Raw genomic sequence first — 25263 nt, 5'->3', positions numbered from 1 at the left:
AAAGTCTGCTCTCTTACGGCGCCGTTAATAAATTTTAGATGGAGGAACAACGAACATGAGGAAATATAAGTGGAAATCGCTATTGGCCCTTGCATTGGGAACGGTCATGCTCCTATTGGCAGGCTGCTCGAAGAATGCGCCTGAGAATGCGCCGAGTAATGCTGCGGCGACCGGAGGCGGCGGAGAAAAAGTGATCTCGGTATGGGGCTTAAGCGATTTTCTGAAGGGCGATGAAAGCCCGGGCCAACGCATGATTGCGGAGTTCAATGAAAAATACAAAGGAAAGATCAGGGTGGAAGGACGTTACATGCCGGCCGCCGAATATAATACAGCGATACAAGCCGCGATTACGTCCAACGATATGCCTGATATTTTTCAGACGCCGTCCGGCTCCGATATCCGTACCTTCGTAGCCAAAGGGCAAGCGATGCCTTTTGACGGGCTGGTGTCGGATACGTGGAAGGACAATTTTGTTCCGGGCAGCTTCGCCGAGGGCGTGAATGTCATTGACGGCAAAACCTACAGCTGGCCGCTTACCGGCCCGCAGCTGAACTACATTCTGTACTACAACAAGGACGTGCTGAGTCAAGCCGGCCTGGACCCAGAGAAACCGCCTGCAACCTGGGACGAGCTGACGGCAATGGCCAAGACGGTAACGGACAAGGGCAAAGGCGACGTGTTCGGATTCGTCTTTGGCGGCGGAGAGTCCGGCGTCACGAATTTTGTCAATGCTTTTGCTGCGGGTGTAGCCCCGGAGGAGTCGGGCGGGTTTAACTATAAGTCCGGAAAATATGCTTATGATGGCAAAGCGACGCTGGATTCCTTCAATCTTCTTCAAAAGCTGAAGCAGGACGGCAGCATTCTGCCTTCCTCGTATACGATGAAGGGGGCGGAAGCAGCGACCCTGTTCGGGCAAAATAAAGCGGCTTTCCTGATTGACAGCCGGGCCCGCATGTGGCTGGTCAAACGGGATACACCGGATGCGAAGTTCGGTCTGGCGGCGGTCCCGACTCCAGACGGCAGCAAACCGACTTACTATTATGTGCCGGCCAATCCTGCGGGCTATATGATTTCGGCTTCAACCAAGAATGCCAAGGAAGTCGGAACCTTTCTGGAGAATGGATTCACGGGTCCGATGTTCTACGAGAAATATTTGAACAGTGGCGTGGCGCTCACCCCGATCGAGAGCATCAATAATAACGAGTCATTGTATCCATATCCGGAGTTCGATACCTTCATTCAGCTTCATAAGGACCTGCTCAAGGTAAGGCCTGATTATGCAGTGAGAAATCCGCTGACGGCCCAGGTCATCGTGGAGCTTGGATCCATCGACCAGCCGAAGATCAAACCGGGATTTAATGATATTCTCCAGTCCTTGCTGTCGGGTGCCCAGACAGACCCGCAGGCTCAATTAAAGGCTTATACCGATAAATTGAACAAAGGACTTGGCGATGCGGTCGATAAAGTTAAGGCATCCGGCGTCAATGTGGGATTGAATGATTTTGCATTCCCGAATTGGGATCTTGCCAAAGATTACACGGCAGATGACTATAAAGCTTTGAAATGATGACAAGCTGGAGGGGATCGGAAAATGAGCAACAGCATCCTATTGATCTCGGATGAGCATAACCCTTTTTATTCGTCGGTTTACGGCCACAGCTTTCTCCGTACGCCGAATCTGGAGCGTTTGGCAAGGGAGGGCACATTGTATGAGAATGCCTACTGCCCTTCACCGTTATGCTCTCCGAGCAGATCCGCGTTCATGTCCGGCAGGCGCGTGCATGAGCTTCAGGCTTACAGCAACTGCAACGTCGGGCTTCGGTCCGATTTTCCGACATACGGAGAAGTGTTGAAGGAACAGGGTGTCTACACGGTTCATTTCGGCAAAACGCATGTGTATGACCGGGCTGAAAATCTCGGTTTCTCGGAAATACATTACAGCAAGGACGTGAAGCAGCCCGGCGATACCAACTTTGTCCGCCGCCCGCTTGCCATCCGCGGGGATGCCGCAGAACGGGCACAGGGCTTCGGCATCAAGGAGACAGCCTTCGACGATGATCTGAAGGTGATGAATGCTGCGCTGGACTGGCTGAAGCATGCCGCGCCTGCCTTGAAGCAGCCCTGGAGCTTGACGATCAATCTGTTGAACCCTCATTTTCCCCAATGGAACACGCAGGAGTTCTGGGATCTGTATCCCGAAGGCGGGGATTTGCCGCGCTACAGCAAGGATGAGGACAGCGCCAGGCATCCATACGCCCAGGATCTAAGGGATCACTTCCAGACTGATCTGTTCACAGAAGAGCAGGTGCGCGGACTGCGAAGAGGGTATCTTGGCAATGTCAGCTTTATAGACCGGCAGCTTGGCAGGCTTATGGATGCCATGCAGGAGGGCGGCTGGAATGACAATACGAATGTCATCTACACCTCGGATCACGGGGAGATGCTCGGTAAATTCGGCATGTGGTGGAAATGCTCGCTGTATGAGGATTCCGTGCGAATTCCGTGCATTGCGGCAGGCCCCGACTTCGTCAAAGGAGAACGGGTGACCACGCTGGTAGATTCCCACGATATCCAGGCTTCCTTATTCTATGCCGCCAAGGCGGACAGACCGGACAATTGGTCCGGCCAGCCTCTGCAGACGATTCCTGCGGAGGACCGCGAGAGAGTCGTCTTCTCGGAATATCATGGGCACGGAACCCGCGGAGGGGGATATATGCTCCGTAAAGGGGATTGGAAGCTGATCTTCAACATCGATGCGCCCAATCAGCTTTTCCAGCTTCGCGACGATCCGGATGAGCTCTATAATATGTATGGCGAGCATCCCGGCAAGGCGGCTGAGCTTGAGAGCGAGCTGCGGCGCATCTGCACGCCGGAGCTCGAAGACGACAGGGCTCATGAATTTCAGCGGGCACAGCAGCGGATTCTGCAAGCAGAAGGTCATTTGCCGGGGGGTTAAGCCGTATTGAATATCAAAAAAATCGCAGAAAATTGCGGGGTATCCGTCTCCACCGTTTCCCGGATTCTGAACAACAAGCCGGATGTGAATACAGAAACCCGCGATAAGGTCATCCAATTCATGAATGAGCACGGGTTTCGGCCTACTGTGGTCACGAACCGCCAGGATACGATCGGTATTATAACTCCCGCTATTTCCTTTCCTGAATATATGGGAGAATTGATGAACGGAATTATGGAGACCGCATATTCGCTGGATATGCATTTGACCTTAATCCCTTACGCAGGCAAAGCTCTGCATGAATCCAAGGATATCGCGCACTTTTGCCGTTCGGCCGGCCTGCAGGGGCTATTGGTTATTAACCCGCCGCTCAAGTCCGGATTGCCTGACTCCCTAGTCCAATTCGGTATTCCGCATGTCGTGCTTGCCGCATCCTATCCGGACTCCGATATTACCTGGGTGGATATCGACAATGTCGGCGGCTGCCGGGAAGCGGTGCGGCATCTCATCCGGCTTGGGCATAAGCGCATTGCTTTGTTCCATGCCCCCATCCTTCATCCCTGCGACAGAGATCGGGTCAATGGCTACCAGGAAGCAATGCTGGCAGAAGGCCTGCAGGTTGACCCCAAATGGGTACAGGAGCTTGATCCCCGTGAGGACCAGCTGCAAACCGTCAAACATATGCTGCAGGAAGCCGGGCCGACGGCTATATTCTGCACGACATACAGGGGAACATTGGCTGTCAGCAGTCAGCTGCAAAAGCTGGGAATCCGGGTGCCGGACGAGATCTCTCTGGCGGGCTTCGGGGATTATGCGGTATCGCCCCTCATGAATCCTCCGATGACTACGGTGCATCAGCCGATTTACAGCATCGGCCAAACCGCAGTAACGGCTTTCGATCATTTGCTCCGGCAGAAAACCTATAAGAAAATCCAGACGACACTGCCGACAAGATTAATTGTCAGGGATACGACAAAAGAAGCTTCGGGATTGTCATAACAGGCCACCGGGCCAAAGGAGCAGCTGACTATGAGCAAACAAACCCGTCCAAATGTTATTGTTTTCTTCACAGACCAACAGCGCTGGGATACAACAGGCGTGCATGGCAATCCGCTGGGTCTTACGCCCAACTTTGACCGTATGGCGCAGGAAGGAACGCATATCGCCAATTCCTTTACATGCCAGCCTGTGTGCGCTCCGGCCCGGTCATCTCTGCAGACCGGTAAATACGCCACATCGACCGGGTGCTACCGGAATTCAATCCCGCTTCCGGAGGACAGTCAGACACTGGCTCATTATTTCTCCGGCTCCGGTTACCGCACAGGGTATATTGGCAAATGGCATCTGGCTGATGAAGAGCCCGTTCCTGCGGGGAAGCGGGGAGGCTATGATTACTGGCTGGCTTCCAACCTACTGGAATTTACTTCAGATTCGTATGACACCGTCATGTACAACAATGACAACGAACCGGTCAAGCTTCCGGGATACCGGGTGGATGCGATAACGGATGCCGCCATACGTTATATCGACAAGCATCAGGAGGATCCGTTCTTTTTATTCTTGTCTTATATAGAGCCGCACCACCAGAATCATCTGGACAATTATCCGGCGCCGATCGGCTATGAGAGCCAATATACAGGCAAATGGACTCCGCCGGACTTGACCGCATTGGGAGGAAGCGCTCCCCAGCATCTGGGCGGCTACTACGGCATGGTCAAGCGCCTGGATGAAGCTTTTGGCCGATTGACGGATACCCTTCGGAGTCTGGGGCTGTCCGACAATACCGTTGTTCTGTTCACCTCCGATCATGGCTGCCATTTCAAAACGAGAAACAGCGAATATAAGCGCTCCTGCCATGACAGCTCAATCCGGGTGCCGACGGCTATCACCGGTCCCGGTTTTAAAGGAGGCGGGCAGGTGCAGCGGCTGGTTAGTCTCATTGATCTTCCGCCGACGCTGCTGGATGCAGCAGACATTCCAATACCGGCTTCTATGCAGGGCTCGTCCATACTTCCGGCAATCAGGAAGGTCGAGGAAGAACGGCCGGATGATGTTTTTGTGCAGATCAGCGAGTCGCAGGTGGGGCGTGCGCTGCGCACCCCGCGCTGGAAATACAGCGTATCCGCTCCTGACAAGGACGGGTGGGAGGACAGTGCCTCGGATACCTATGTGGAGCAGTTTCTGTATGATCTTGAAGCGGATCCTTACGAATTGACCAATTTGATCGGGCTCGACGCTTATGACCGTATTACCCGGAAGCTTCGCGGACGGCTCACAGAAAAGATTTTACAAGTCGAAGGATACGCTCCCGTTATTATCCCGGCGGAAACGAGGCCTTCTGTGCAGCGCCGTATATCGATACACGAGAAATAAACCTGGTTGTGACGCTGAGACAGGCTCGGCGAGCCATACCCCAAATAAATGAGCCTCCGGACTGCCGGGGGCTTATTTGTTCGGGTTAATTTTCTATTTACCGCATATGGCTGTCCGCTTCCAAATTACCAGTCAGACAAGCTGATCACGAAACTATATGAAAACGCTCTTTTATTATATTTAAACTAGGGTAACGAGATAATATTGAGGCTTTAATCTTTATGTAATATAAAATAACATGATCTAAAATCATATAGACTATATTTAGAGGAATCGAATGGAATGGAAATTGATGAAAACGGTTGTATGCAGCGAATTTAAACGGATTTTAAAATTTTTCTCTATTAAAAAATCTCATATACATCATATTATTTATGTGATATATTATGACAATATAAAAGGAGATGGTAGAAAACATGACATAATAGGGGCGGTTTATAAGAGTTGTTCCGGATTGATTTGTCGAACTTGAAAAACGTTATTTTTTATTACATTAAATGAGGTTGACGTACAACCAAGGAGGAAGCCATGATTAAACCCTTTTCTAAATATGCAAGCCCGCTGCTGCTCAGCGTCTCGTTGGCAGCTGCGATTTTCAGTGCTCCGTTCGGAGCCCGCAGCGCTTACGCCGAGGACATCGTTCCAGTCGTTTCCCCTGAGGTTTCAGCGGCCGTTCAACTGTCCGGTCCGACTGCAACCGTTGTCAATGAGAACTTTAATGTGAATGTATCCTTGACCGGCGCTGCAGGCGATGCGACAGCAGGGAAATTTATTTTTGAATATGACCAAACTTTATTTGATTACATACAGGCGGCATCTGCAAACCCTGCAGTAAGCATTGCCGGCGAGAACAAGGAAGCCGGCAAGGTTACGATCGTGGCGACGGATACGGCTGGCAGCCTGACTCAAACCGGCGCTGTGCTCTCGCTGACTTTCAAAGCGAAAGCGGCAACCGACATCAGCGGAATCACCGGTTTTGTAGAGCTTGGACTCTCGGACAGGGGTACAGTACAGACTCCTGAGCAAGCCCTTGCCTTGCGGATTTCCGGCACCGCTCCAGGCGACCTGAACGGCAACAGCTTTATCGACGTAGGAGATCTTTCTATTCTGATCAAATATTTCGGCATCGCTTCACAGGACCAGAACTGGGCGCTGGTCTCGTCGGCGGATTACAACCATACCGGCACAATCGACTTACCCGACCTGGCAGCCCTCGGCAGAATTGTTCTTTATGACAACGGCAAGTCGTTCCAGCTGATGGAAGCCGATATTATGAGCATTCAGAATGCGATGGCTGCAGGCAAGCTGACCTCGGTGCAGCTGGTGCAGATGTATCTGGACCGGATCGCTGCTTACGACAAGCAGGGCCCGACTATTAATTCGCTGATCACCATTAATGCGGATGCGCTGACAACGGCGGCGGCTCTGGATGAGGAGCGCAAGACAAGCGGCCCAATAGGCCTGCTGCACGGTATTCCGATTATCGTGAAGGATAATTACGATACGACGGGCATGCCTACGAGCGCCGGCTGTACCTGCTTGAAGGACAATCAAACGCAAACCGACGCTTTCATGATTCAAAAGCTGAAGGCAGCCGGAGCGATTATTCTGGCCAAAGCCAACCTGAGCGAATTTGCCATTAACACCGATACGAATAGCTCCCTGGGCGGTCAAACAAAAAATCCATACGATTTGACCAAAAATCCGGGCGGATCCAGCGGAGGCACGGGAGCGTCCCTTGCTTCGAACTTCGGGGTTGCCGGTCTCGGTACGGACACGGGCGGCTCGATTCGTATTCCTTCCTCCTATAACAGTATTGTCGGCATCAGACCTACGATCGGGCTGACCAGCCGTGACGGGATTATTCCACTCGCCTTGACGCAGGATGTTGGCGGACCAATGGCCAGAACGGTATCCGATGCCGCCATTATGCTTGATGCGGTCAGCGGCTATGATCCGACAGATATCGCAACAGCGGCCAGCATTGGCAAAAAACCGGCCAGCTATACCCAATATCTGGTGAAGGACGGACTAAAAGGCGCCCACATCGGACTTATCAGAGACAAAGCGATAACGGGCAGCAACGAGGCAGTGCTAAACCTGCTCGATCAAGCGGCTGAAGATATGAGAGCGCAGGGTGCGACGGTTGTTGATGTAACCATACCGGAAATCGACAAGATTATGGGTTATCCAAGTCTCAGCGGATTCGAATTCAAGTTTCAGCTGAATGACTATCTGGCCAACAAGGCTGACCCCGCGGTCCGTTATCATACTCTTTCGGACATTATTGCATCCCGTACGGATTTCTTGCCGTCTCTGGCAGGTACGTTGAATACAAGAAATAATATTCAGGAGCTGTTCACGCCGGAGTATAAGGATATTGTGTTGTTCAGGCCGCAAACCACCCAGCAAAACCTGCTTAAAGTGATGGCTGACAATGATCTGGACGCGTTGCTGTATCCGTCGACTTCTGGCCCTACAGGCTCAAACGCAGGCAGTGCGAACCGTCTGAGTCCATTCTCCGGCTTCCCGGCGATCAGCATACCGGCTGGCTTCGTTCCAAGCGGCACTCCGATTGGCATTGAACTTCTTGGCCGTCCTTACGCGGAAGGCGAACTGATCAAGCTTGGTTACTCTTATGAGCAGGCGACGCACAATCGTGTAGTGCCGGCAAGCGTACCCGCGCTGCCTGTCAATTAATCCCGGCATCGCAGCGGTAATCCGATTCAATTAGGAAGGGACGATGGAGGACGGAAGCGGTTGATCAGCAGCCTTATATCGTCCTCCTCGTCAAAGCTTGTCGCCTGTTCACCTATAAGAGAAAGGAAGAACCTGTATATGGCGCGTAAAAGACTGATCCTGTTTACAACAATATGCCTGGCGATAGCGCTCATGCTGCCGCAATTCGCGATGGCTGCGGCCAGCTCCCCGTCCTTTTCCGTGGAAGCCTCCAATAGCGCCTTGAAAAAGGGTGAGGAAGTTACGGTTACCGTAAGGGGAACGGGCCTCCAGGATGTATATGCTTATGAACTTCATCTTTATTTCAACTCCAGTCTGCTGGCATTCAAGCAGGGCAGCGAGACATCGACCGTGGTCGGCTTCAGCGCTCCGGCCACCGTATCGGAAACAGGAGGAGCCCATGTCGTATTTGCCCATACCAAGACAGGGAACGGGGCAGGCGACAGCGGTTCGGTCGATCTGGCAACGTTCACATTCACAGCGGTGAATGAAGGCGATGCCGAGCTCAATCTCAAAGAGATCCAGCTCATTGATTCGAATCTATCGACCTCATCGGTTGCAAATAATTTTACGACTTCTGTCGAGGTGGGATCGGGGAGCATTTCCAATCCCAATCCGGACAGCGGAGGCGGAACCGGTCCGACAGGTCCTTCCGGTCCTACAGGACCAACGACACCGGCAGTTGATCCCGTAACCGTAACTGCGGATCAATTAAAGGATGACGGACAAGGCAAAGCAACTGTTGAACTGACAGGTCCCGCAACAGCACTCAAGCTGCCCGCCGACACAGCGGATTTGCTTGGGAGGACGCTGCTAAACGTGGTCGCTGGCAAGGCGAAGCTGGAAATTCCGGCTGCTTCTTTCACGCAGCTGAAGGGCCAGTTGACTGAGGCGCAATTAAAAGACGGCTCATTCCTCCTGACGATCAATCCTGCGGCAGCAGCCGATCCGGCCAAATTCGGAGCGGATACCACAATTGCCGGCTCCGCTTACGAGCTTGCGCTTCAGTGGATTGCAGCGGACGGCAGCAGCTACGATATCCATGAATTCAATGAGCCGTTGACCATCCGGTTGGCCGTTGCTGCTTCGGTTAATCCGAAGCTGGCTTCCATCTTCTATCTGCCGGACAGCGGATTGCCTGAGTTCATCGGAGGCACATACGAAAATGGCGAATTCGCTGCCCAAATCACTCATTTCAGCTCCTATGCGGTGCTGGAGATCAACAAAATATTCTCTGACGTTCCAGACAGCCACTGGGCTTCCGAAGTCATCAAGGAGCTGTTCGCCAAGCAAATCGTTACCGGCATCAGCGACACCAAATTCAAACCGGCCCGCAATGTGACCCGCGCCGAATTTACGGCACTGCTTGTTCGGGCGCTCGGACTGACGGAGGAAGGCTCACCGGCATTTGAAGACGTTCCGGCGGATGCATGGTACGCCGCTGATGTCGCCGCCGCCTTCAAAGCGGGCATCGTTCAAGGCGTCAGCGAAGCGAAGTTTGCTCCAGGCGCCAACATCACCCGCGAGGAGATGGTGACACTTGCAATGCGTAGCTATGAAACGCTGAACGGCAAGCCTGCGGGAGCAGCGGTCGAATCGTTCAAGGATGAGGCTTCGATTTCCACGTGGGCTCTGGGCTACGTGAAAGAAGCAGCTTCGCTCGGTCTGGTTCAAGGACGTGCGGCTGGAGAGTTTGTTCCACAGGACAGCTCGACACGCGCCGAAGCCGCGCAAATGATTTACCGTTTGCTGAACAAATAGGATAAGGATCGCCAGTTAAGGCGATAACAGGCGTTCCCGTGGCGTAAGCCGGTTGAGGGATCGCCTGTTTTTTTGTATTCTTATGCTTTCTCTACAATTTAACGATACGTTCAAGACGTTCTTTCGCTCTTGAGATACCGAGTGGAAGCTGAAGCTCCTTCGCAAGCAGAAGCGCTTGTTTATAATGGGCAATCGCTTGATCCTGTTCATGCTGGAGGGCCAGGATATCTCCAATTGTCAACAAAGAAGAAGCGATTGCTCTTTTATATCCCATTTCTTTGGCGAGGACAGATGCCTGGGTCGCGTGCTTTAAAGCGCGCTCGATATCTCCTTGTTTCAGATATATGTCACTTACCAGCAGATGATCGAGAGGCTGGTAGGGCCTAAAACCGGCTTCCTCACGCAAGGTCAAAGCTTGCAAAGCATATTGGAGCGCCTCCTCCAGGGTACCTTGGCTCAAAGCATGATACGCCAAGTGGCGGGAAGGCTCTGTTTTTTCATAGGTATGGTTGAACTGCTCGGCAATCCGGTAAGCCTTCTCATAATGTTCCAATGCTGCTTGCAGCTGCTGCCGGCGTTCATAGACGGTACCGATGAGAAAAGTGGACTCGCTTATTCCCCGCGTATCGCCCAATGCTTCCCGCAGCTCCAAAGCCTGCTGTTGGTTGGCAAGGGCTTCATTGTATTGTCCTGAGGAACTGTTTATGGAGGGACTGGAGTTTAAATCAACAAAATAATGAGCCATCCCGAGCAAGCTTAAGGCATCCGCTAATCCCTGACGATCATTCGCCTCCTCAGCGAGTTGCCTTGATTCAAGCAGCGTTGAAAACATCAGCTCGGAATCTGAGTTCGTATACACATACTCGATCGCGAGAATTTTACCTTGCTTCAGCAGCAGCTTTAGCCGCTGCGGGCGCGCTTCATCTGCTGCTGCCACTTGAAGTGAAGTTTGCAGGAGATGTCTCGCATCTGATGATCGCCCAAATGCATGGTATGACTCGGCTATCTCACCAAGCGCTTCAAAGGCAGCTGAATATTTTTGACTGATTTCGCTGGAATGGGCCAGAGAGACTTTCATATTGTGTTCCCCTTTCGAATTATGGTAAGTCGAGATACTATGATAGTAGAGCTCTATAACAGTGGTGACAATAATCAAATCCTTGTATCTGTTGTATAATTAACATCCGGTCTATTTTGTTGAGAAAGCGGGATATGTCCAGAACATAGAGGAAGGATTTGGAAGAAAGGGGCGTGCGGGATGGCAGTTACAAGAAAAGGCGAGGATCGCCGCATACAGCGGACTTGTCAGCTGATAAGGACTGGTTTTGTTGAAATTATGCGCGAAAAGGGTTTTGCTGCGGTGACCATACAGGATATTGCCGACCGCGCCAACGTCAATCGGGGCACATTCTACATTCACTATACAGATAAATACATGCTGTTGGATGAGATCGTACGTGACAATTTTGGAAAAATGCTGACAGATGCGCTTCCGCCCGATCCGTATTGGGACAAGAAAACGCTGCAGATTATCATTTTGACCGTTTTGAGCTGTTTTGAGGGCAAATACCGGCATCAGCAGCCTTCATCGCGTTTCCCGGCACTTCTCCTCGAACGGACTATTAAGGAAGAACTGGAGAATTACCTCATCCAGCTGATCAAGCAGGATCGTGATGACGATCCGCAAGAGCTTGCGCGATTGGAAGCAAGGGTGCAGGTCGTCAATTGGGCGATTTTTGGGGCGGCCATCCAGTGGGGGCAGGAACCGGTCAGGATCGCCAAGGAACAGATGGCTGACGCCATCCTCTCTGTCATTGTGGACGGCACAATCCAGCCGGTTTCTGCGGCAGAATAGATGAACTATTTCGGTTTTTTTTTTCGAATGTATTGGATGCTGCGAGGAACTTAGAATACGAGTCGCCGGCGGCGTCAGCGAGTTACTGGCGAGCTCGATCGTCCTGCCGATAAACTGCCCGGGATTCCGCAGCGTACGCTGGACGAATGCTCCGATATCATCAACCGCTATAAGATTGACAGGAGTATCAGATGCGATTGCTTCTGCATAGATGCCATTGCGGATTGCGGAGAATGGGCTGATGTAATTCTCCATAAAAAAGGTGAGTCGCAGAATGGTAGAAGGCAGACCGATTGTATGAATATGCTTTTCGATTTCCCATTTGGCGACAGTCCGGAAATGCGATTGCGCCTCTGCTCCGCTTGCCGAAGAATAGACAAAATGCTGAACATTTCCCGCGGCATCTGGCGATAGCGCTTATTAATTCCAATAGCGGGCACCCGGCCGGGCAATTCCGGCAGAAATGGCTGCCGCAATCCTTGTTGGCTTTTATTGAAAGGTTAACGTCCGTGTCAGCTCCAGCCTGAATGAGAGAGCAACATGGCAATACCCGCCTCGTGTTATAACTGTAGTCAGACAGGTGCGCACTTGTTACACATAAGAGGAGCTGGGAAACTATGAGTAAATTGAGCGGCAAGGTAGCATTGGTTACAGGCGCAAGCCGGGGGATTGGGCGTGCCGTTGCGGCAAGACTGGCGGAGGAAGGCGCATTGGTGGCCGTTCATTATGGCAAGAACCAGGATGCTGCGGTAGAGGTTGTCCGCGGGATCGAGCAAAGCGGAGGCTCAGCGTTCGCGCTTGGGGCGAATCTTTCATTTTCCAATGGATATAAGATTCTGTTCGAGAAGCTGGATGAAGCGTTGAAGGAACGAAGGGGCGTTACTCAGCTTGACATTCTGGTCAACAATGCGGGTATCGGTCTGTCTGCAGCGATTGAGGAGACAACGGAAGCCGCCTACGACGAAATAATGAGAGTCAATGTAAAAGCGCCGTTCTTCCTGACCCAGCAGGCGCTTCCGCGATTACGGAATGAGGGACGCGTTATCAATCTGTCATCCGCTGTGACAAGAATTTCCCTGCCGGCTCTTGCTGTATACAGTATGACCAAGGGAGCGATTAATGCGCTGACGCTCGCATTGTCCAACCAGCTTGGACCGCGCGGAATAACGATCAATGCCATCCGGCCCGGCTTCGTTGCCACGGATATGAATGCCGCGGTGCTGCAGGATCCTGAGGGAGAGAAATTCGGTGCGGATTATTCGGTCTTTGGTAGATGGGGACAGCCTGGGGATGTCGCGGATATTGCTGCTTTTCTGGCTTCCCCGGACAGCCGCTGGATAACCGGGCAGCTGATAGACGCCAGCGGAGGGTCCCATTTGTAAATCGCCAGAATGCTTTTGTTAAACCGTATGGAAGAGAGCCCTTCTGCAGAGAAAGGCTCTTTTTTTGTTGGCAAAACGGTGTTTCAGCGTACAAGCGCCGTCTCTAATTCTTTTTTGCTTCATAAAATATGTTTACAGGATACCGTCAGATAACTTGGAGGGATAACCATGATTCTGGAGACGTACGAGCGGGACTTTATGACGCTTTTGAACGGAAGAATAATTTATCGGGACAGTCTGCTTGATGTGGGCAGCGGCCTTGGCACAATGCTCGAATATATGAATTTCAATCATATTGTGGCGATGGATATCCACCGGCCGTATTTAATCAACCGCCAATATAACGGAAGTCATGTAATTCCGCTTAACGCCGACGCCCATCAGATGTCCCGGCTGTTCGTCCCCGGTTCTGTATCGGCGGTTTCGTTCATCGACTCGATTGAGCATTTCACGAAACAGGAAGGCCTGGCGCTGCTGCAGAGCGCAGATGAAATTGCCAAGCATCATGTGATTGTGTTTACGCCCAGAGGCTACTTCCCTCAGGATGACGTAGACCATTACGGAATGAACGGGGAAATATTTCAGGCGCACCACAGCGGCTGGGAGGCGGAGGAACTGGATAGTCTCGGTTACGATGTGATCATCATGAAGCAGTTCCATGGCCCGGAGAACCTGGCCTTTATGCGGGCATTCGGCAGCAGCCATGCGCGGGTGGATGCTTTGCTCGCAATCAAGACCAAGCTTTAGCCATTTTCTCCCCATGAGTGACATTAAAAAGCGGAACTAAGTTTTCCCAAGGACACGGTTGTAGCATGATACAACCGTGTTTTTTTGTGCTTGACGACTATATCGGCTTACGATACAATTACTACGTAAGCCGATATATTGGTAACCGTAATAGATGGAGGTGGCCGCATTGCCGGAAAGCACTGAAAGAGGCGCTTTAACGGAAGCTGTGTTCTATATTCTGCTGTCTTTGTTCACACCCCTGCATGGGTACGGGATTATGCAGAACGTGAAGGATTTAAGTCATGCACGGGTCAATCTTGGTGCCGGTACGCTGTATGGTGCGATTAATACCTTGTCCGAGAAGAAATGGATCACACTCCTCGACAACGAGAAAGATTCCCGCAAGAAACAGTATGTCATTACTGACCTGGGAAAATTAATGGTTCGGGATGAAATAGCCAGACTTAGAGAGCTGCTCATGAACGGAGAACAGATAGCAGGGGAGGAGCAATAATGGAACATATTGTACGCAAAGCCTTTTGGGATTACGAGAAGGAAGAGCAGTGGCTGAATGAAATGGCCGCAAAAGGATGGGCGCTTACGGGGTATACCTGGTGCAAATATGTCTTTGAGGAAACTCCGAAGAACGAATATGTGTACCGGATTGAGTTTTTGGATAATCTCCCCGCTCATCCCGAGAGTGGTGAGTATATTGCTTTTCTGGAGGAGAACGGGATCGAGCATGTGGCTTCCTATACCCGCTGGATTTATCTCCGCAAAAAAGCGGCCGAGGGGGAATTTGAGCTGTACACCGATATCGGGTCAAAAATAAAGCACTACGAGAAAATAAATACATTTTGGACAACATTGGCGTTGGCAGAGTTTGCAGTGTGTTTGGTGGAAATCGTAATTGGACTTAACCAGTCTGGCCGTTTATTCATTCTGAATCTTGTGCTCAGCTGTATGCTGGCCATAATGGGAATTTTGCTGCTGGGACTGGGAATCAGGATCAGGAAGAAAATCAGAAGGCTTCATCAGGAGAAAGCGATCAGGGAATAACCGGTTTTGGCGCAAAGCAAAGAGCATCGCCGCCTCGAATGGGGGAGCGATGCTCTTTGCTTGTAGCTTAATCTGTGCCCTCTAACCCTTGATGCCCGTTGTGGCAATGCCTTCCACAAAGTATTTCTGGGCCAGGAAGAAGACGAGAATACAGGGCAGAATCGCAACGACCGACATGGCGAGCACCTGATTCCAGGGGGCGCTGCTGGAATTGTCGAGCGCCATTCTGAGCGCAAGCGCAACGGTATATTTTTTGACGCTGGTAATGTAGATCAAGGAGTTGAAGAAGTCATTCCAGGTCCAGATGAATTCGAAAATAGCAGCCGAGACCAATGCGGGTTTGGCAAGTGGAACCAGAATCCGGACCAGGATGACAAAAGTGCCGGCACCGTCCATTTTGGCCGATTCGTCAAGCTCGCGCGGGAGCCCGCGAAGAAACTGCAGTATCATGAAGACGAAGAAGGCATTCGTCGCGAGTGCCGCCGGAACGATAAACGGATAATAGCTGTTCAGCCAGTCCAGATTCTTGAATAGAATATATCGCGGAATGACGAGCACGGCCTGGGGAAGCATCAGCGTCGAGATCATCAGCGTGAAGAAAAGCTTCTTCAGCGGAAAATTGAATCTCGCAAAGCCGTACCCGACAATTGTGCTTGAGACTACGGTCAGCAGAACCGTGGGAATCACGAGCTTCAAGGTGTTGATAAAATAAAGCGTAAAGGTATACTGGCCGGCGCCCATCCAACCCTTCCGGTAGGAATCCCACTGCGCGTGGCTTGTCCACAAGCTCAGCGAGCCGAAGATTTCCTGATTGGATTTGAGCGAAGCTCCGACCAGCCATATGAGCGGATAGACCATCACTAAACCGAACAGGCACATGAAAAGAAACAAAACCGTTTGCCGTGGCAGGACACCTGTTTTCATTTGCGGTCACCTCCGTCTTCATAATGCGTCCAATAGCTGGATGATTTGATGACAAGGGCGGTGATGGCGAAAATGATAAGAAACAAAATCCAGGATAGGGCGGAAGCATAGCCCATTTTCAGAAACTTGAAGCCTTCATCGTACAGCTTCATGCCATAGAGATAGGTGGACTTCAGCGGTCCGCCGTCCGGCAGAATAACGAATGCGCCGGTGAATTCCTGGAAAGCGTTCACCGTTTGCATAATCAGATTGAACAGCAGGATCGGCGTCAGCAAGGGCAGCGTGACGGAGAAGAACATCCTGATCCTTGAAGCGCCATCCACCCGTCCCACTTCGTAAAGCTCGCCCGGCACCTGCTTTAATCCTGCGAGGAACAAGACCATTGAAGACCCGAACTGCCAGACGGCCAGCGTCGAAATGGTGAATAACGCGATATGCGGATTGCCCAGCCAGTCGATTGCCGGTATTCCGACATAGGATATCATCTGGTTCACGATGCCTTCCTTCATGAACAGAAAACGCCAAAGCACGGCGACGGCAACGCTGCCGCCGAGGATGGAAGGCAGGTAATAGACCGTCCGGAAGAAATGAACGCCCCTCATCTTGACGTTCAGGATAACGGCGACGAGCAGGGCGAAGGATACCTTCAAGGGAACGGCGATCAGACTGTATATGAGCGTCACCTTCAGCGACTGCCTGAACATATCATCTTTTGTGAACATAGTGATGTAATTATCGAACCCGATCCATTTGGGCGCGCTCATCAAATCAAACGATGTGAAGGAATAATACATGGAAGCAAAGAAAGGGTAGAGCTGAAAAATAAGGAAGCCGATGATCCAGGGGCTGATATACAGCAAGCCTTTATATTTCCCTGATATACGTTTTTGTCTGTTTACAGTTTGCATTTCTCTCCACCTCGGGTGTTCGTTATGAAAGCGCAATGCCACTGTCCCGGAGCGGCATTGCGGCGATAACCACAGATTATGAGACTTCGGCGATTTTCTCGTTCAGGCGTTCGATCAGCTCATCCGCTGCCTTGTCCGGGGTCAGCGTTTTGAAAGCAACCTTCTGCAGGACATCCTTCAGCACTTCACTGAGCTGCGAATTTTGCGAAATGACGTTATCCGGTGTCGCCGGATGGGATGAAGCCACCTCGACAGCGGTGGAAACGTCCGGATCGAGTTTTTTCGCCTCGACGATCGCCAGTCGGGACGATTCTACGGCAGGAACGGCGCGTGTATCGCCAAGCACCACCGCAGCCTCTTTATCGGTCAGCAGCCAGTTGACGAATTTGACGGCTTCTTCCGTATTTTTGGATTCCTTATTCACACTCACGACTTGCGAAGGACGGACAAGGGAGGCCCCGGTCAAGGCATCGTCAAAAACAGGAGGGCTGACCGATTGCGATTCCGCCTCTTCAGGCAGCACTCCCGCATACTTGGTGATTTCACTGCTCCAGGCTTCAATTCCGAGAAATTCCTGGTTGATCCATTTCGGATTTTGCTCCAGCTTCGCATAGAACAGCTGGCTTTCTCCGTAAGGCTGGAATACGCCGGCATCGTATGCGTCAAGAAGCCATTGGAAGCCTTCAATCGCCTGCTCTCTGTTGAAGGAGAGCGTGTTGTCATCCTTGACCATCGGAGCGTTGGTGCGCTGTCTCAGAATCGATTGAAACATCATTTGCACGATACCGGAGTCTGCGTTCAGCAAATAATACTTTTTATCCTGCTCCCTGACTTTACGGGCCGCCTCAAGCAGGGAATCCCAGGTAAAGGGCTGGTCCAGCGAAATGCCAAACTTGTCGGCAAGCGTCTTGTTCATCAGAAGCGCGCGTCCGTTGATGCCCATCGGCAGTCCAATCGTCTGATCGTTAACGGTCACAAAGTCCTTCAGAAAAGCAGCGTCGAATTTGCTGAGATCAATGGATTTCTCCTGACTGAAATCGACGAGAAGCTTGCCGCTTTTGTTCAGTTCGGCGAGCCATGGGGTATCGAGCTGCATGATATCCGGAGCCGTGCCGCCTGCCAGCTGCGTTTTGATTTTCTGCTCGTAGCCGTCAAACCCGCCGTATTCAGCTTCGATCGTCACGTTGGGATTGGCTTCCTGGTACATCTTGATTGCAGCCAAGGTCGCCTGATGTCTCGTTTCGTCTCCCCACCAGGAGAAGCGGAGCGCCACCTTCTTGCCGCTGTCGCCTGAACCTGCATTTTCTGTCCCGGATGAAGCATTGTTCCCTGTGTTTGCTGAGCTGCAGCCGGCGAATAGAACCGCAGCAGTGCTCAGCAGGATTGCCATGCGCATCCAGCCTGCCCGTTTTTTCATTTTTGTTTCCCCCTGTTCATAGTTGTAAGCCTTTGCAAGTAATATAGTAACAAGGATCTGAAAGCGTTTAAATCCCTCAGGTTTGTCAAAAGGTTTCATCATTTAACCGTTATCATGCGCCTTTTCCTTCAAAAAAAGACGCTTCTTTTGTCTTTTAGCCCCAATTGATGGGATTGGGTTGTCAGCGCTGTCATATCCCCTATAATAGAAAGTATTCGTTCGATCAAGACTGGAGGGGTCAGGCATATGTACAAGCTGTTGATCGTCGACGACGAAACCAAAATCCGCAATGGGCTCAGAACCTTCTTTCCCTGGCATGAAATCGGTTTTGACGTGGTATCGGAAGCCGCGAACGGGCTTCAGGCTCTTGATTATGTGGACAAGCATCATGTGGACGTCATTCTCACGGATATCGTCATGCCCCGCATGACAGGCATAGAGCTGGCGAAAGCGCTTTACGAACGCAGGCACGGGGCCAAAGTCGTCTTTCTCACAGGGCATAAGGAATTCGAATATGCGCGAAAGGCGCTTGAGTACGGCGTCAGGCAATATTTGGTCAAACCGACGCAATACAAGGAGATTGCCGGACTTTTCGAGCTCATCCGTACCGATCTTGACGCAGAGACGGCGGAGGTTTCCGGTGCTGGTGCAGGAATTATCCCGTCCGATTCATCCGCAGATAAAGCGGATCCGGAGGATAAAGGCTACCACGAGAAGAAAATCGCAGCGATCGAGCAATATGTCGCCGACCATTATGCCGACGCTTCTCTGGAGAGCATGTCAGAGGCGTTTCACATGAACAAGCACTATTTGAGCAAATACTTCAAGAAGTGGACCTCCGTCAATTTTTCCGATTATGTGCTTTCCATCAAAATGCGCAAGGCGGCCGAGCTGCTGAGGGATTACAACAACCGCTCCTACGAGGTTGCGCTGATCGTGGGATACGATAATGCGAAGAATTTCTCCAGGGCGTTCAAGCAGTATTACGGCAAGAGTCCCCGTGAATACCGCGATCATCCGTTATGAAGACCAAATTCTTCTACAAGCATCTGATAACCTTCATGCTGCCGCTGCTGTTCGCCTTGATTCTGATGGGCGCGCTTACAGTGGGGGTAACCCAGACGTATATCAAATCGAATCTGAACAACAGCTCGCAGAATCTGCTCCGCCAGACCAAGGAGAATGTGGAGCTGATTCTTGGCGAATCGGATCCCATGAGTCTGGTGTACGGGAACAGCAGCAAGGTGCTTCAGGCAGTGGGCTCCATACTCCGCAATCGTTCGCTTAATCCGGAGGAGCTGATCGCCTTCGACATTATCGACAGCTTTATGAGCGCTCCGGCCGATGCAAGGCCGTATATCGATTCCTTTTATTTATATTTATCGAATGGGAATGGCCGGTTTCTGTCTTCCAAGGACGGCCTATCCACATTCACGAATTTCTATGATACCGGGTGGTACAACAGCTATCTTCATAGAGCTTCCGACGTCTCGCAATGGATCGAGACACGTGAAGTAACCCCGTATTCGTTTGAGGAAAGCCCCAAAAGGATCATCTCCATCTTTCGGCGCATCGACGCTCCGAACGGGGTGCTCGTCCTGAATATCAAACCGGACTATATCGAGCAGCAGATGAAAGCCTTGTCCACCATGAAGGAACAAAGCGTATTGGTCATGGACAGCGACAACCGCGTCGTGTTCAGCGATGGAACAGGCGATTATTTGGGAGACGCAGCGCTGCGAAGGACCATTGTCGATTCGGCACAGCCATCCCTGACGGTTGCGACCGATCAGGATTCCTATATGGTCTCCAAGCTGCATTCCGACCGTTACGGCTGGAACTATATCTCCATTGTACCGCAAAGCGCCTTGTACCAGGTGCCTGTCCTGATCATTAAATTGACGGTGGTGCTGCTCGTGCTCTCGGTCGTTATCGGGTTCACCTTCGCCTTAACCATGACGAGGCGCAACTATCGCCAGATATCGGGCATCATCCGCATTATACAGCTTGCCGAGAACGAGAGGCCGCTGCCTTCGACCGTCCCGCGTTATACGGATGAATACGGGCTCATCGTCCATAAAATCGTAAAAACCTTCCTGGAGCAAAGCTATCTGAAGGTGCAGCTCTCGGAGAGAAGGTACAAGCTTCAGGCTGCGCAGATGATTGCGCTGCAGTCGCAGATTAATCCCCATTTTCTGTTTAACACGCTGGAAACCTTAAATTGGGAGACGATTGCGCTGACTGGAAGGCCGAACCAGGCTAATTCGATCATTGATCATTTATCCCAAATCCTGCGTTATTCGCTGACGGACCCGCAGGAGACGGTGACGATCGATACGGAGCTTGAGAATTTGAGCCATTATATAGAAATACAGAAATTCCGATACGAAGATAAATTTGACATTATGTGGGAAATAGATCCCGATGTGGGTGATTTCCGTGTGATGAAGCTGCTGTTTCAGCCGTTGGTGGAGAACAGCATCTACCATGGGATCAAGGAAAAGGAAGCTTTTTGCAGGATCAAAATCAAGGTCAGGAGGGAAGTGAACCATCTGGAGATGGCCGTGATCGATAATGGCGTGGGGATGGATGAAGAGAAGCTGACTATGCTTCGCGGACGGCTGGCTATGGACGAAGACGCGGTTTCCCGGATTGGGCTTACCAATACCAGCAAGCGTATCGGCCTGGTTTACGGAGATGAATACGGGATTCGGATCAACAGCAAGAAAGGGCTGGGAACGGCAGTATATATTAAAGTGCCGATTCCAAACGCGAAGCTGCCTGAGGCTAATGGCAGATTATGAATAACGGGTCCAGTTCCAAACCATGAGAAATGGCAGGAACTGGACCCGTTCACTTGCGAGGGCAGCACGGTCGTACGAGCGTGACCCGCCGGAATAATCAGAAGGTTCGATATACATATGGATCGTCCGGAGCTGAGATCGGCTCCCACCGGCTTACAGTCAGCACAGGAATCGTTTGTTTGAACGGCTGATAAAACTGCCAGGTAATCTTGCCTCTGACATGAACCCAGTCATCGTTTTTTAATTCCGTGCCGTCGGGGAAATCGACCAGCATCCCGAACACGCCGGAATCGGCTGCACAATGTATGAATCCGAAACGAAAGACGAAGAACTGATTCTCATTGACTTGTTCCCCCTGATAGGCAAAACCGTCGAAGGCGACAGTTTTTCCCAAAAAAGCGCCCGGGTAATTATAAATGGCTTCTATTCCTTTCAGGTATTCCTCGTCTCCCAGAATGACCTCGTCACGGTCAATAAACTCGGACAGCTCCGCATTCTTCACCTCTTTATATCCTTCGGCCCCATAGAAAACACTGGTATTCGGCCTTAGAAACTGATGCTCTCCAGGGCTGTTGACGGAAGCTTCAATCTGGGGGAAAGAGAAGCCCTTGGCTTTGACAAAGCTTGAATCCAGAACCTGGACCGGCAGAAAAAAGCCCGTAATAACAGGGAAAAGCAGGATCAAATACGTCAAGTTTTTTATTAGTTTGGAAGTGCCGCCATGGGAATGGCCATGATCGTGTCCATGCCCCTGTTCACCGCCGTGTTCATGCGTATGATCATGCCCGATTCCGTGCTCATGGCCAGGACCGCCAACCTGTTCATCCTTATGGCTGTGCTCAAGTGTCTGAGCATTGGCTTTTCTTTTTTCGATTGCTTTTTCATGGCGGTAGAAACGGATGAATTCGAATAAACTGAGCACTGAAAGCAGAACGATTGCACTGACGGACAAGTAGGCATACTTCGTATTAATATACTTATTCAGATCCCCTTGCGTATGTATGTGAGAGAACATCAATACAAAACCAACCAAAACAAAGAACCGTATCATCCGCCCGAAGCCTCCCCATCTATTGTTTGCCGTACGTTTCTATTTTATCACAAGTACCGGCATAAATAGGTAAAGGGACACCGGCTGAATAAATCCAGCGGCATCCCTTTTATGTGAACAGCAATTAGATAAACATTTTGCTTGCTTCCAGCTGTTCGGCACTGGCTTCTTCCCCGGCTGCCTTCTTGGGCTTCTTAAGCATGATTCCCAAGATTACGCCGACAATTGCGATGTACACCAGCACTTTAAAGGTGCCGGAGAACGAAGCGGTCCATGTCTCAATGGTCGGCTTGCCGTCCGCAGGCATAAATGTTTTCATGTTGCTGGTAAGAATCGTCATCAAACCGGCGACCGCGAACGAGTTCATCACTTGTTGAGCGGCATTGGTGAGCGACGTGACGCGGCCAACCAGATTTGGCGGCGACGCCTGGATCAAGTGCGTATTAAGCGGCATCAGGGAAAGTCCCATTCCGGCTCCCAGCAGGGCGAGCGGAAGAATTAAAGTCGATACCCCGTCAGCTGCGGAGAGCCGGGTCAGCATAAAGGTGGCGACAGTGACAAAAGCCATGCCTGCCATAACTAACGGCCGGGCTCCGATTTTATCGAACAGAGCGCCGCTGATCGGCATGAATATCGCAGCCGCCAACGCCTGCGGCAGCATGATCAGGCCAGTGTCAAACGCGCTGTAGTTCTGGGCCTGCTGCAGGAACAGGGGAACGATGAACATGGAGCCGAAAAGGGCGATTTGCGATATCCATTGAATGACGATCGCTTTGCTGAAATCCATGGATTTGAAAACCCTCAGCTCGAGGATCGGCTGCTTATGGCGAAGCTCGACAATGACAAACAACACCAGGGCGATAATGCCGATTGTAAGTCCCGTCACCGTTTTTGTGGAGGACCAGCCGTGAACGCCCTCGCTGACCCCGTAAGACAATCCGGCAAAGGCGATCGGAGCGAGCAGCATTCCCCAAATATCCAGTCCTTTCACCGCTTGACGTTCAATGCTCGGCAAAGAACGGATACCTATAATCGTAGCCAGGATTCCTATCGGGATATTAATGATGAATATCCACTGCCATGTCGCGTAGTCGACCAGCCAACCGGCTAATAACGGACCAAGAGCAGGGGCCAGCAGGACGGGAATGCCCATGATCCCCATTACGGCGCCGACTTTGGCGGGAGGTGAGAGCTTATAGATGAACGCGAATGCGATCGGCATAACCATTCCGCCGCCTACCCCTTGAATAATGCGGTAAATGATTAATTGGGTAGGGTCTGTCGCAATTGCGCAGAGCAGGGAACCAAGGGTGAAGAAGCCAACCGAGAAAAGGAAAATCTGTTTCGCCCCAAACCGGTCCGACAGCCATCCTGCGAGCGGAATCACGGCTGCATTGGCAAGAACATAACCCGTTACCGTCCACTGCAGCGTATTAAGCGAGGAGTCAAAGGCCGTTGAAAGCTTGGGGAGCGCTACGTTCACGGCTGATCCATCGAGCACGACCATGAACAACCCCAGAATAATGGTAATGAGAGGCACTATGATTTCTTTGATCGTTTGCGGCTTGACATTCGTCAAATCTTTTGCCGGTCCAGCTGACATATCCAACCTCCTGTAATTTAACAATAGATTATAAATGGCGTGTATCCGCAGCAGTGTGTACGACTCTCTTGACCCCGGTAGTCCTCGAGAGTACAATACGGCTATACAGCGGTACAAACCTGTTTATCAATATTCGGACATTTGTCCGTTTAATTGATCTCAATATACCGGACAAATGTCCACTTGTCAATTGATTTTGTCATGCACTTTTGGAAAAAGAGGTGTTGAATATATGAAAGTCCGAAAAGAGCGCAAAGACGCGATTGAGCATCGGCGCATTATTTTACAGAAAGCGCAGCTGCTGTTCGCTGAATTTGGCGTTGATGGCGTTACCATGCACCAAATCGCAAAGTCGGCCGGAATCGGCCAGGGGACTCTTTACCGCCGTTACGCCCATAAGGGTGAGATTTGCCAGGATCTGATGAAGGAAAGCAGCGAGGATGTATGCGAGGACATTCAGAATTATCTGGATAATAAGGATCTTCCATTGAGGGAACGTATCACCATGGCGCTGGAGATTGCTTTGAATTTCATCGAAAGCCATTCCGATTGGCTGGTTTCCATACAAGCCCCGACCTGTGAAGAGCGGCAAACGCTGTATTATCAATCGGATTTATACATCAATATGCATAAAGCCTTTCATGATTTGATCCTTGAAACCGAACCAGCCAAAGAAACCGCTAAAGATGCCGTTTTTATAGCGGATATGATTCTGGCATCCCTGAATCCTGAATTATTTCTTTTTATGCGAAACGAACGCGGTTATACAAAAGAAGAGATCAAGCATAAGCTGATCAGCTTATACATTGATCCCTTGTTTGGCTAATCTATCTCCATCCTGTTAGCCTTTAAGGGCTCCAATCATTACGCCCTTCACAAAAAAACGTTGAATGAAGGGGTAAATGCACAGGATCGGGAAAGTGGCTACCATGATCGTTGCGTATTTAATCGTTGCACCGACCTGAAACTGCTCGCCAACCGCAGAGCCCGACGACATGTTGTCCGTTGAGCTTAGAATCAGAATCTCTCTGAGGAATATCTGCAGCGGATACAGATTATGATCCTGAATGAAGATTGAAGCGTAGAACCAGCCATTCCATTTTTCCACCGCATAATAAAGTCCCATAACCGCAATGACAGGCAGGGAAAGCGGGATAATAATCCGGAACAATATGATAAAATGATTGGCTCCGTCGATCTTCGCGGATTCCTCCAGACTGTCCGGTATGGATTTGAATGAGGTTCGCATGATGATCAGATTAAAGGTCGAGATGGCGAACGGCAGTATGGTCGACCATAGGGTATTCGTCAGACCTACACCTTTTACGACCAGGTATAAGGGGACAAGTCCTCCGCTGAAGAACATGGTAAAGGTAATCATCATCATGAACCATGCGTTCCACATGACATTTTTCCGGGACAGGACATAAGCGCCGAGCGCTGTTACGAACAGGTTCAAGGAAACGCCTATTACGACGATAAATAATGTATTCCTGTAGCCAATATAGATGCTCGGGTTGGTGAATACGAGCTTGTACGCCTCCAGGCTGAAGCCAAGCGGCTTCCACAGCGCGCCTCTATGCGCAATAATTTCATTCGGATTGCTGAAAGATGCGAATATAACATGGAGGAGCGGATACAGGGTGATGATCATCAAGATGAACAGCAGGCAATAGATGACGCCGAGAAGCATTCTCTCCGA

The 25263-nt window shown here is 51.0% G+C and carries 21 protein-coding genes and 1 pseudogene; 14 read left to right on the top strand and 8 right to left on the bottom strand.

The window, feature by feature from the left end; translation table 11 throughout:
- Positions 1–55: 55 nt before the first annotated feature.
- The 6 genes from AC0YOA_RS02600 to AC0YOA_RS02575 all read left to right on the top strand — a co-directional run bounded on the left by AC0YOA_RS02600 (position 56) and on the right by AC0YOA_RS02575 (position 9829).
- Entirely contained in the window at positions 56–1567 is a 1512-nt protein-coding gene (locus AC0YOA_RS02600) for an ABC transporter substrate-binding protein (RefSeq protein ID WP_475785274.1), read from the top strand.
- 24 nt (positions 1568–1591) lie between these two features.
- Positions 1592–2956 (top strand): sulfatase family protein, encoded by a 1365-nt coding sequence (locus tag AC0YOA_RS02595; protein WP_475785273.1) that lies wholly within the window; start codon positions 1592–1594, stop codon positions 2954–2956.
- Between the two features lie 6 nt (positions 2957–2962).
- The gene (locus AC0YOA_RS02590) at positions 2963–3955 is read left to right on the top strand and encodes a LacI family DNA-binding transcriptional regulator (RefSeq protein WP_475785272.1); all 993 of its coding nucleotides are present in this window, start codon (positions 2963–2965) and stop codon (positions 3953–3955) included.
- Between the two features lie 30 nt (positions 3956–3985).
- A complete protein-coding gene (locus AC0YOA_RS02585) occupies positions 3986–5329 on the top strand; it encodes a sulfatase family protein (RefSeq protein ID WP_475785271.1) in 1344 nt (447 codons plus the stop codon).
- A gap of 528 nt (positions 5330–5857) precedes the next feature.
- On the top strand, positions 5858–8029 hold the full coding sequence (locus AC0YOA_RS02580) for an amidase family protein (protein ID WP_475785270.1): 2172 nt from the start codon (positions 5858–5860) through the stop codon (positions 8027–8029).
- A 138-nt stretch (positions 8030–8167) separates the two neighbouring features.
- The gene (locus AC0YOA_RS02575; protein ID WP_475785269.1) at positions 8168–9829 is read left to right on the top strand and encodes an S-layer homology domain-containing protein; all 1662 of its coding nucleotides are present in this window, start codon (positions 8168–8170) and stop codon (positions 9827–9829) included.
- Between the two features lie 91 nt (positions 9830–9920).
- Here the strand turns inward: AC0YOA_RS02575 and AC0YOA_RS02570 are convergent, their stop codons facing one another.
- Positions 9921–10985, bottom strand: a complete 1065-nt coding sequence (locus AC0YOA_RS02570; protein ID WP_475785268.1) for a tetratricopeptide repeat protein — start codon at positions 10983–10985, stop codon at positions 9921–9923.
- A gap of 102 nt (positions 10986–11087) precedes the next feature.
- Here AC0YOA_RS02570 and AC0YOA_RS02565 point away from each other — a divergent pair, with 102 nt between their 5' ends.
- A complete protein-coding gene (locus AC0YOA_RS02565; RefSeq protein ID WP_475785267.1) occupies positions 11088–11684 on the top strand; it encodes a TetR/AcrR family transcriptional regulator in 597 nt (198 codons plus the stop codon).
- A gap of 78 nt (positions 11685–11762) precedes the next feature.
- On the opposite strand, the pseudogene AC0YOA_RS02560 reads toward AC0YOA_RS02565, so the two are convergent.
- Positions 11763–12074: pseudogene (locus AC0YOA_RS02560) on the bottom strand (NmrA family NAD(P)-binding protein); the annotation flags it as partial.
- A gap of 227 nt (positions 12075–12301) precedes the next feature.
- Here AC0YOA_RS02560 and AC0YOA_RS02555 point away from each other — a divergent pair.
- The 4 genes from AC0YOA_RS02555 to AC0YOA_RS02540 all read left to right on the top strand — a co-directional run bounded on the left by AC0YOA_RS02555 (position 12302) and on the right by AC0YOA_RS02540 (position 14854).
- Complete coding sequence (locus AC0YOA_RS02555; protein ID WP_475785266.1) at positions 12302–13066, top strand: SDR family oxidoreductase; 765 nt, start codon at positions 12302–12304, stop codon at positions 13064–13066.
- Positions 13067–13234: 168 nt separating this feature from the next.
- Positions 13235–13813 (top strand): class I SAM-dependent methyltransferase, encoded by a 579-nt coding sequence (locus AC0YOA_RS02550; RefSeq protein ID WP_475785265.1) that lies wholly within the window; start codon positions 13235–13237, stop codon positions 13811–13813.
- Between the two features lie 169 nt (positions 13814–13982).
- Positions 13983–14309: a PadR family transcriptional regulator gene (locus AC0YOA_RS02545; RefSeq protein WP_475785264.1), complete on the top strand. Its 327-nt coding sequence runs from the start codon at positions 13983–13985 to the stop codon at positions 14307–14309.
- Positions 14309–14854 carry a DUF2812 domain-containing protein gene (locus AC0YOA_RS02540; protein WP_475785263.1) on the top strand — a complete coding sequence of 182 codons (546 nt, stop codon included), beginning with the start codon at positions 14309–14311 and terminating at the stop codon, positions 14852–14854. The genes AC0YOA_RS02545 and AC0YOA_RS02540 overlap by 1 nt, the downstream gene beginning before the upstream one ends.
- Before the next feature lie 81 nt (positions 14855–14935).
- On the opposite strand, the gene AC0YOA_RS02535 is transcribed toward AC0YOA_RS02540, so the two are convergent.
- The 3 genes from AC0YOA_RS02535 to AC0YOA_RS02525 form a co-directional block, all read right to left on the bottom strand.
- Positions 14936–15778 carry a carbohydrate ABC transporter permease gene (locus AC0YOA_RS02535; RefSeq protein WP_210043864.1) on the bottom strand — a complete coding sequence of 281 codons (843 nt, stop codon included), beginning with the start codon at positions 15776–15778 and terminating at the stop codon, positions 14936–14938.
- A complete protein-coding gene (locus AC0YOA_RS02530; RefSeq protein WP_210043863.1) occupies positions 15775–16686 on the bottom strand; it encodes a carbohydrate ABC transporter permease in 912 nt (303 codons plus the stop codon). Before AC0YOA_RS02530 ends, AC0YOA_RS02535 begins: the two co-directional genes overlap by 4 nt.
- 76 nt (positions 16687–16762) lie before the next feature.
- Positions 16763–18103, bottom strand: a complete 1341-nt coding sequence (locus AC0YOA_RS02525; RefSeq protein WP_475785262.1) for an ABC transporter substrate-binding protein — start codon at positions 18101–18103, stop codon at positions 16763–16765.
- A gap of 246 nt (positions 18104–18349) precedes the next feature.
- Here AC0YOA_RS02525 and AC0YOA_RS02520 point away from each other — a divergent pair, with 246 nt between their 5' ends.
- Entirely contained in the window at positions 18350–19129 is a 780-nt protein-coding gene (locus AC0YOA_RS02520) for a response regulator transcription factor (RefSeq protein ID WP_475766249.1), read from the top strand.
- Positions 19126–20907 (top strand): sensor histidine kinase, encoded by a 1782-nt coding sequence (locus tag AC0YOA_RS02515; protein ID WP_475785261.1) that lies wholly within the window; start codon positions 19126–19128, stop codon positions 20905–20907. Before AC0YOA_RS02520 ends, AC0YOA_RS02515 begins: the two co-directional genes overlap by 4 nt.
- Positions 20908–21004: 97 nt before the next feature.
- Here the strand turns inward: AC0YOA_RS02515 and AC0YOA_RS02510 are convergent, their stop codons facing one another.
- Positions 21005–21958, bottom strand: coding sequence for a TIGR03943 family putative permease subunit (locus tag AC0YOA_RS02510; protein WP_475785260.1), 954 nt, complete (start codon positions 21956–21958; stop codon positions 21005–21007).
- A gap of 124 nt (positions 21959–22082) precedes the next feature.
- On the bottom strand, positions 22083–23561 hold the full coding sequence (locus tag AC0YOA_RS02505; RefSeq protein WP_475785259.1) for an MDR family MFS transporter: 1479 nt from the start codon (positions 23559–23561) through the stop codon (positions 22083–22085).
- A gap of 232 nt (positions 23562–23793) precedes the next feature.
- Between AC0YOA_RS02505 and AC0YOA_RS02500 the strand changes: the two genes are divergently transcribed.
- Entirely contained in the window at positions 23794–24387 is a 594-nt protein-coding gene (locus AC0YOA_RS02500) for a TetR/AcrR family transcriptional regulator (protein WP_475766255.1), read from the top strand.
- 15 nt (positions 24388–24402) lie between these two features.
- On the opposite strand, the gene AC0YOA_RS02495 is transcribed toward AC0YOA_RS02500, so the two are convergent.
- Positions 24403–25254 (bottom strand): carbohydrate ABC transporter permease, encoded by an 852-nt coding sequence (locus AC0YOA_RS02495; protein WP_475785786.1) that lies wholly within the window; start codon positions 25252–25254, stop codon positions 24403–24405.
- Positions 25255–25263: the final 9 nt, after the last annotated feature.

This window comes from Paenibacillus sp. JT22N12 (assembly GCF_056269365.1).
Note: the sequence above shows the minus strand (reverse complement) of the source record. Positions and strands in the feature narration are given on the sequence as shown.

Excerpts from the sequence above, each read along its gene's own strand:
- AC0YOA_RS02530 (WP_210043863.1), bottom strand. The coding sequence starts at position 16,686 with ATGCAAACTGTAAACAGACAAAAACGTATATCAGGGAAATATAAAGGC.
- AC0YOA_RS02550 (WP_475785265.1), top strand. The coding sequence starts at position 13,235 with ATGATTCTGGAGACGTACGAGCGGGACTTTATGACGCTTTTGAACGGA.
- AC0YOA_RS02495 (WP_475785786.1), bottom strand. The coding sequence starts at position 25,254 with ATGCTTCTCGGCGTCATCTATTGCCTGCTGTTCATCTTGATGATCATC.
- AC0YOA_RS02595 (WP_475785273.1), top strand. The coding sequence starts at position 1,592 with ATGAGCAACAGCATCCTATTGATCTCGGATGAGCATAACCCTTTTTAT.
- AC0YOA_RS02585 (WP_475785271.1), top strand. The coding sequence starts at position 3,986 with ATGAGCAAACAAACCCGTCCAAATGTTATTGTTTTCTTCACAGACCAA.
- AC0YOA_RS02575 (WP_475785269.1), top strand. The coding sequence starts at position 8,168 with ATGGCGCGTAAAAGACTGATCCTGTTTACAACAATATGCCTGGCGATA.
- AC0YOA_RS02600 (WP_475785274.1), top strand. The coding sequence starts at position 56 with ATGAGGAAATATAAGTGGAAATCGCTATTGGCCCTTGCATTGGGAACG.
- AC0YOA_RS02505 (WP_475785259.1), bottom strand. The coding sequence starts at position 23,561 with ATGTCAGCTGGACCGGCAAAAGATTTGACGAATGTCAAGCCGCAAACG.
- AC0YOA_RS02535 (WP_210043864.1), bottom strand. The coding sequence starts at position 15,778 with ATGAAAACAGGTGTCCTGCCACGGCAAACGGTTTTGTTTCTTTTCATG.
- AC0YOA_RS02510 (WP_475785260.1), bottom strand. The coding sequence starts at position 21,958 with ATGATACGGTTCTTTGTTTTGGTTGGTTTTGTATTGATGTTCTCTCAC.
- AC0YOA_RS02580 (WP_475785270.1), top strand. The coding sequence starts at position 5,858 with ATGATTAAACCCTTTTCTAAATATGCAAGCCCGCTGCTGCTCAGCGTC.
- AC0YOA_RS02555 (WP_475785266.1), top strand. The coding sequence starts at position 12,302 with ATGAGTAAATTGAGCGGCAAGGTAGCATTGGTTACAGGCGCAAGCCGG.
- AC0YOA_RS02540 (WP_475785263.1), top strand. The coding sequence starts at position 14,309 with ATGGAACATATTGTACGCAAAGCCTTTTGGGATTACGAGAAGGAAGAG.
- AC0YOA_RS02515 (WP_475785261.1), top strand. The coding sequence starts at position 19,126 with ATGAAGACCAAATTCTTCTACAAGCATCTGATAACCTTCATGCTGCCG.
- AC0YOA_RS02500 (WP_475766255.1), top strand. The coding sequence starts at position 23,794 with ATGAAAGTCCGAAAAGAGCGCAAAGACGCGATTGAGCATCGGCGCATT.
- AC0YOA_RS02565 (WP_475785267.1), top strand. The coding sequence starts at position 11,088 with ATGGCAGTTACAAGAAAAGGCGAGGATCGCCGCATACAGCGGACTTGT.
- AC0YOA_RS02525 (WP_475785262.1), bottom strand. The coding sequence starts at position 18,103 with ATGAAAAAACGGGCAGGCTGGATGCGCATGGCAATCCTGCTGAGCACT.
- AC0YOA_RS02520 (WP_475766249.1), top strand. The coding sequence starts at position 18,350 with ATGTACAAGCTGTTGATCGTCGACGACGAAACCAAAATCCGCAATGGG.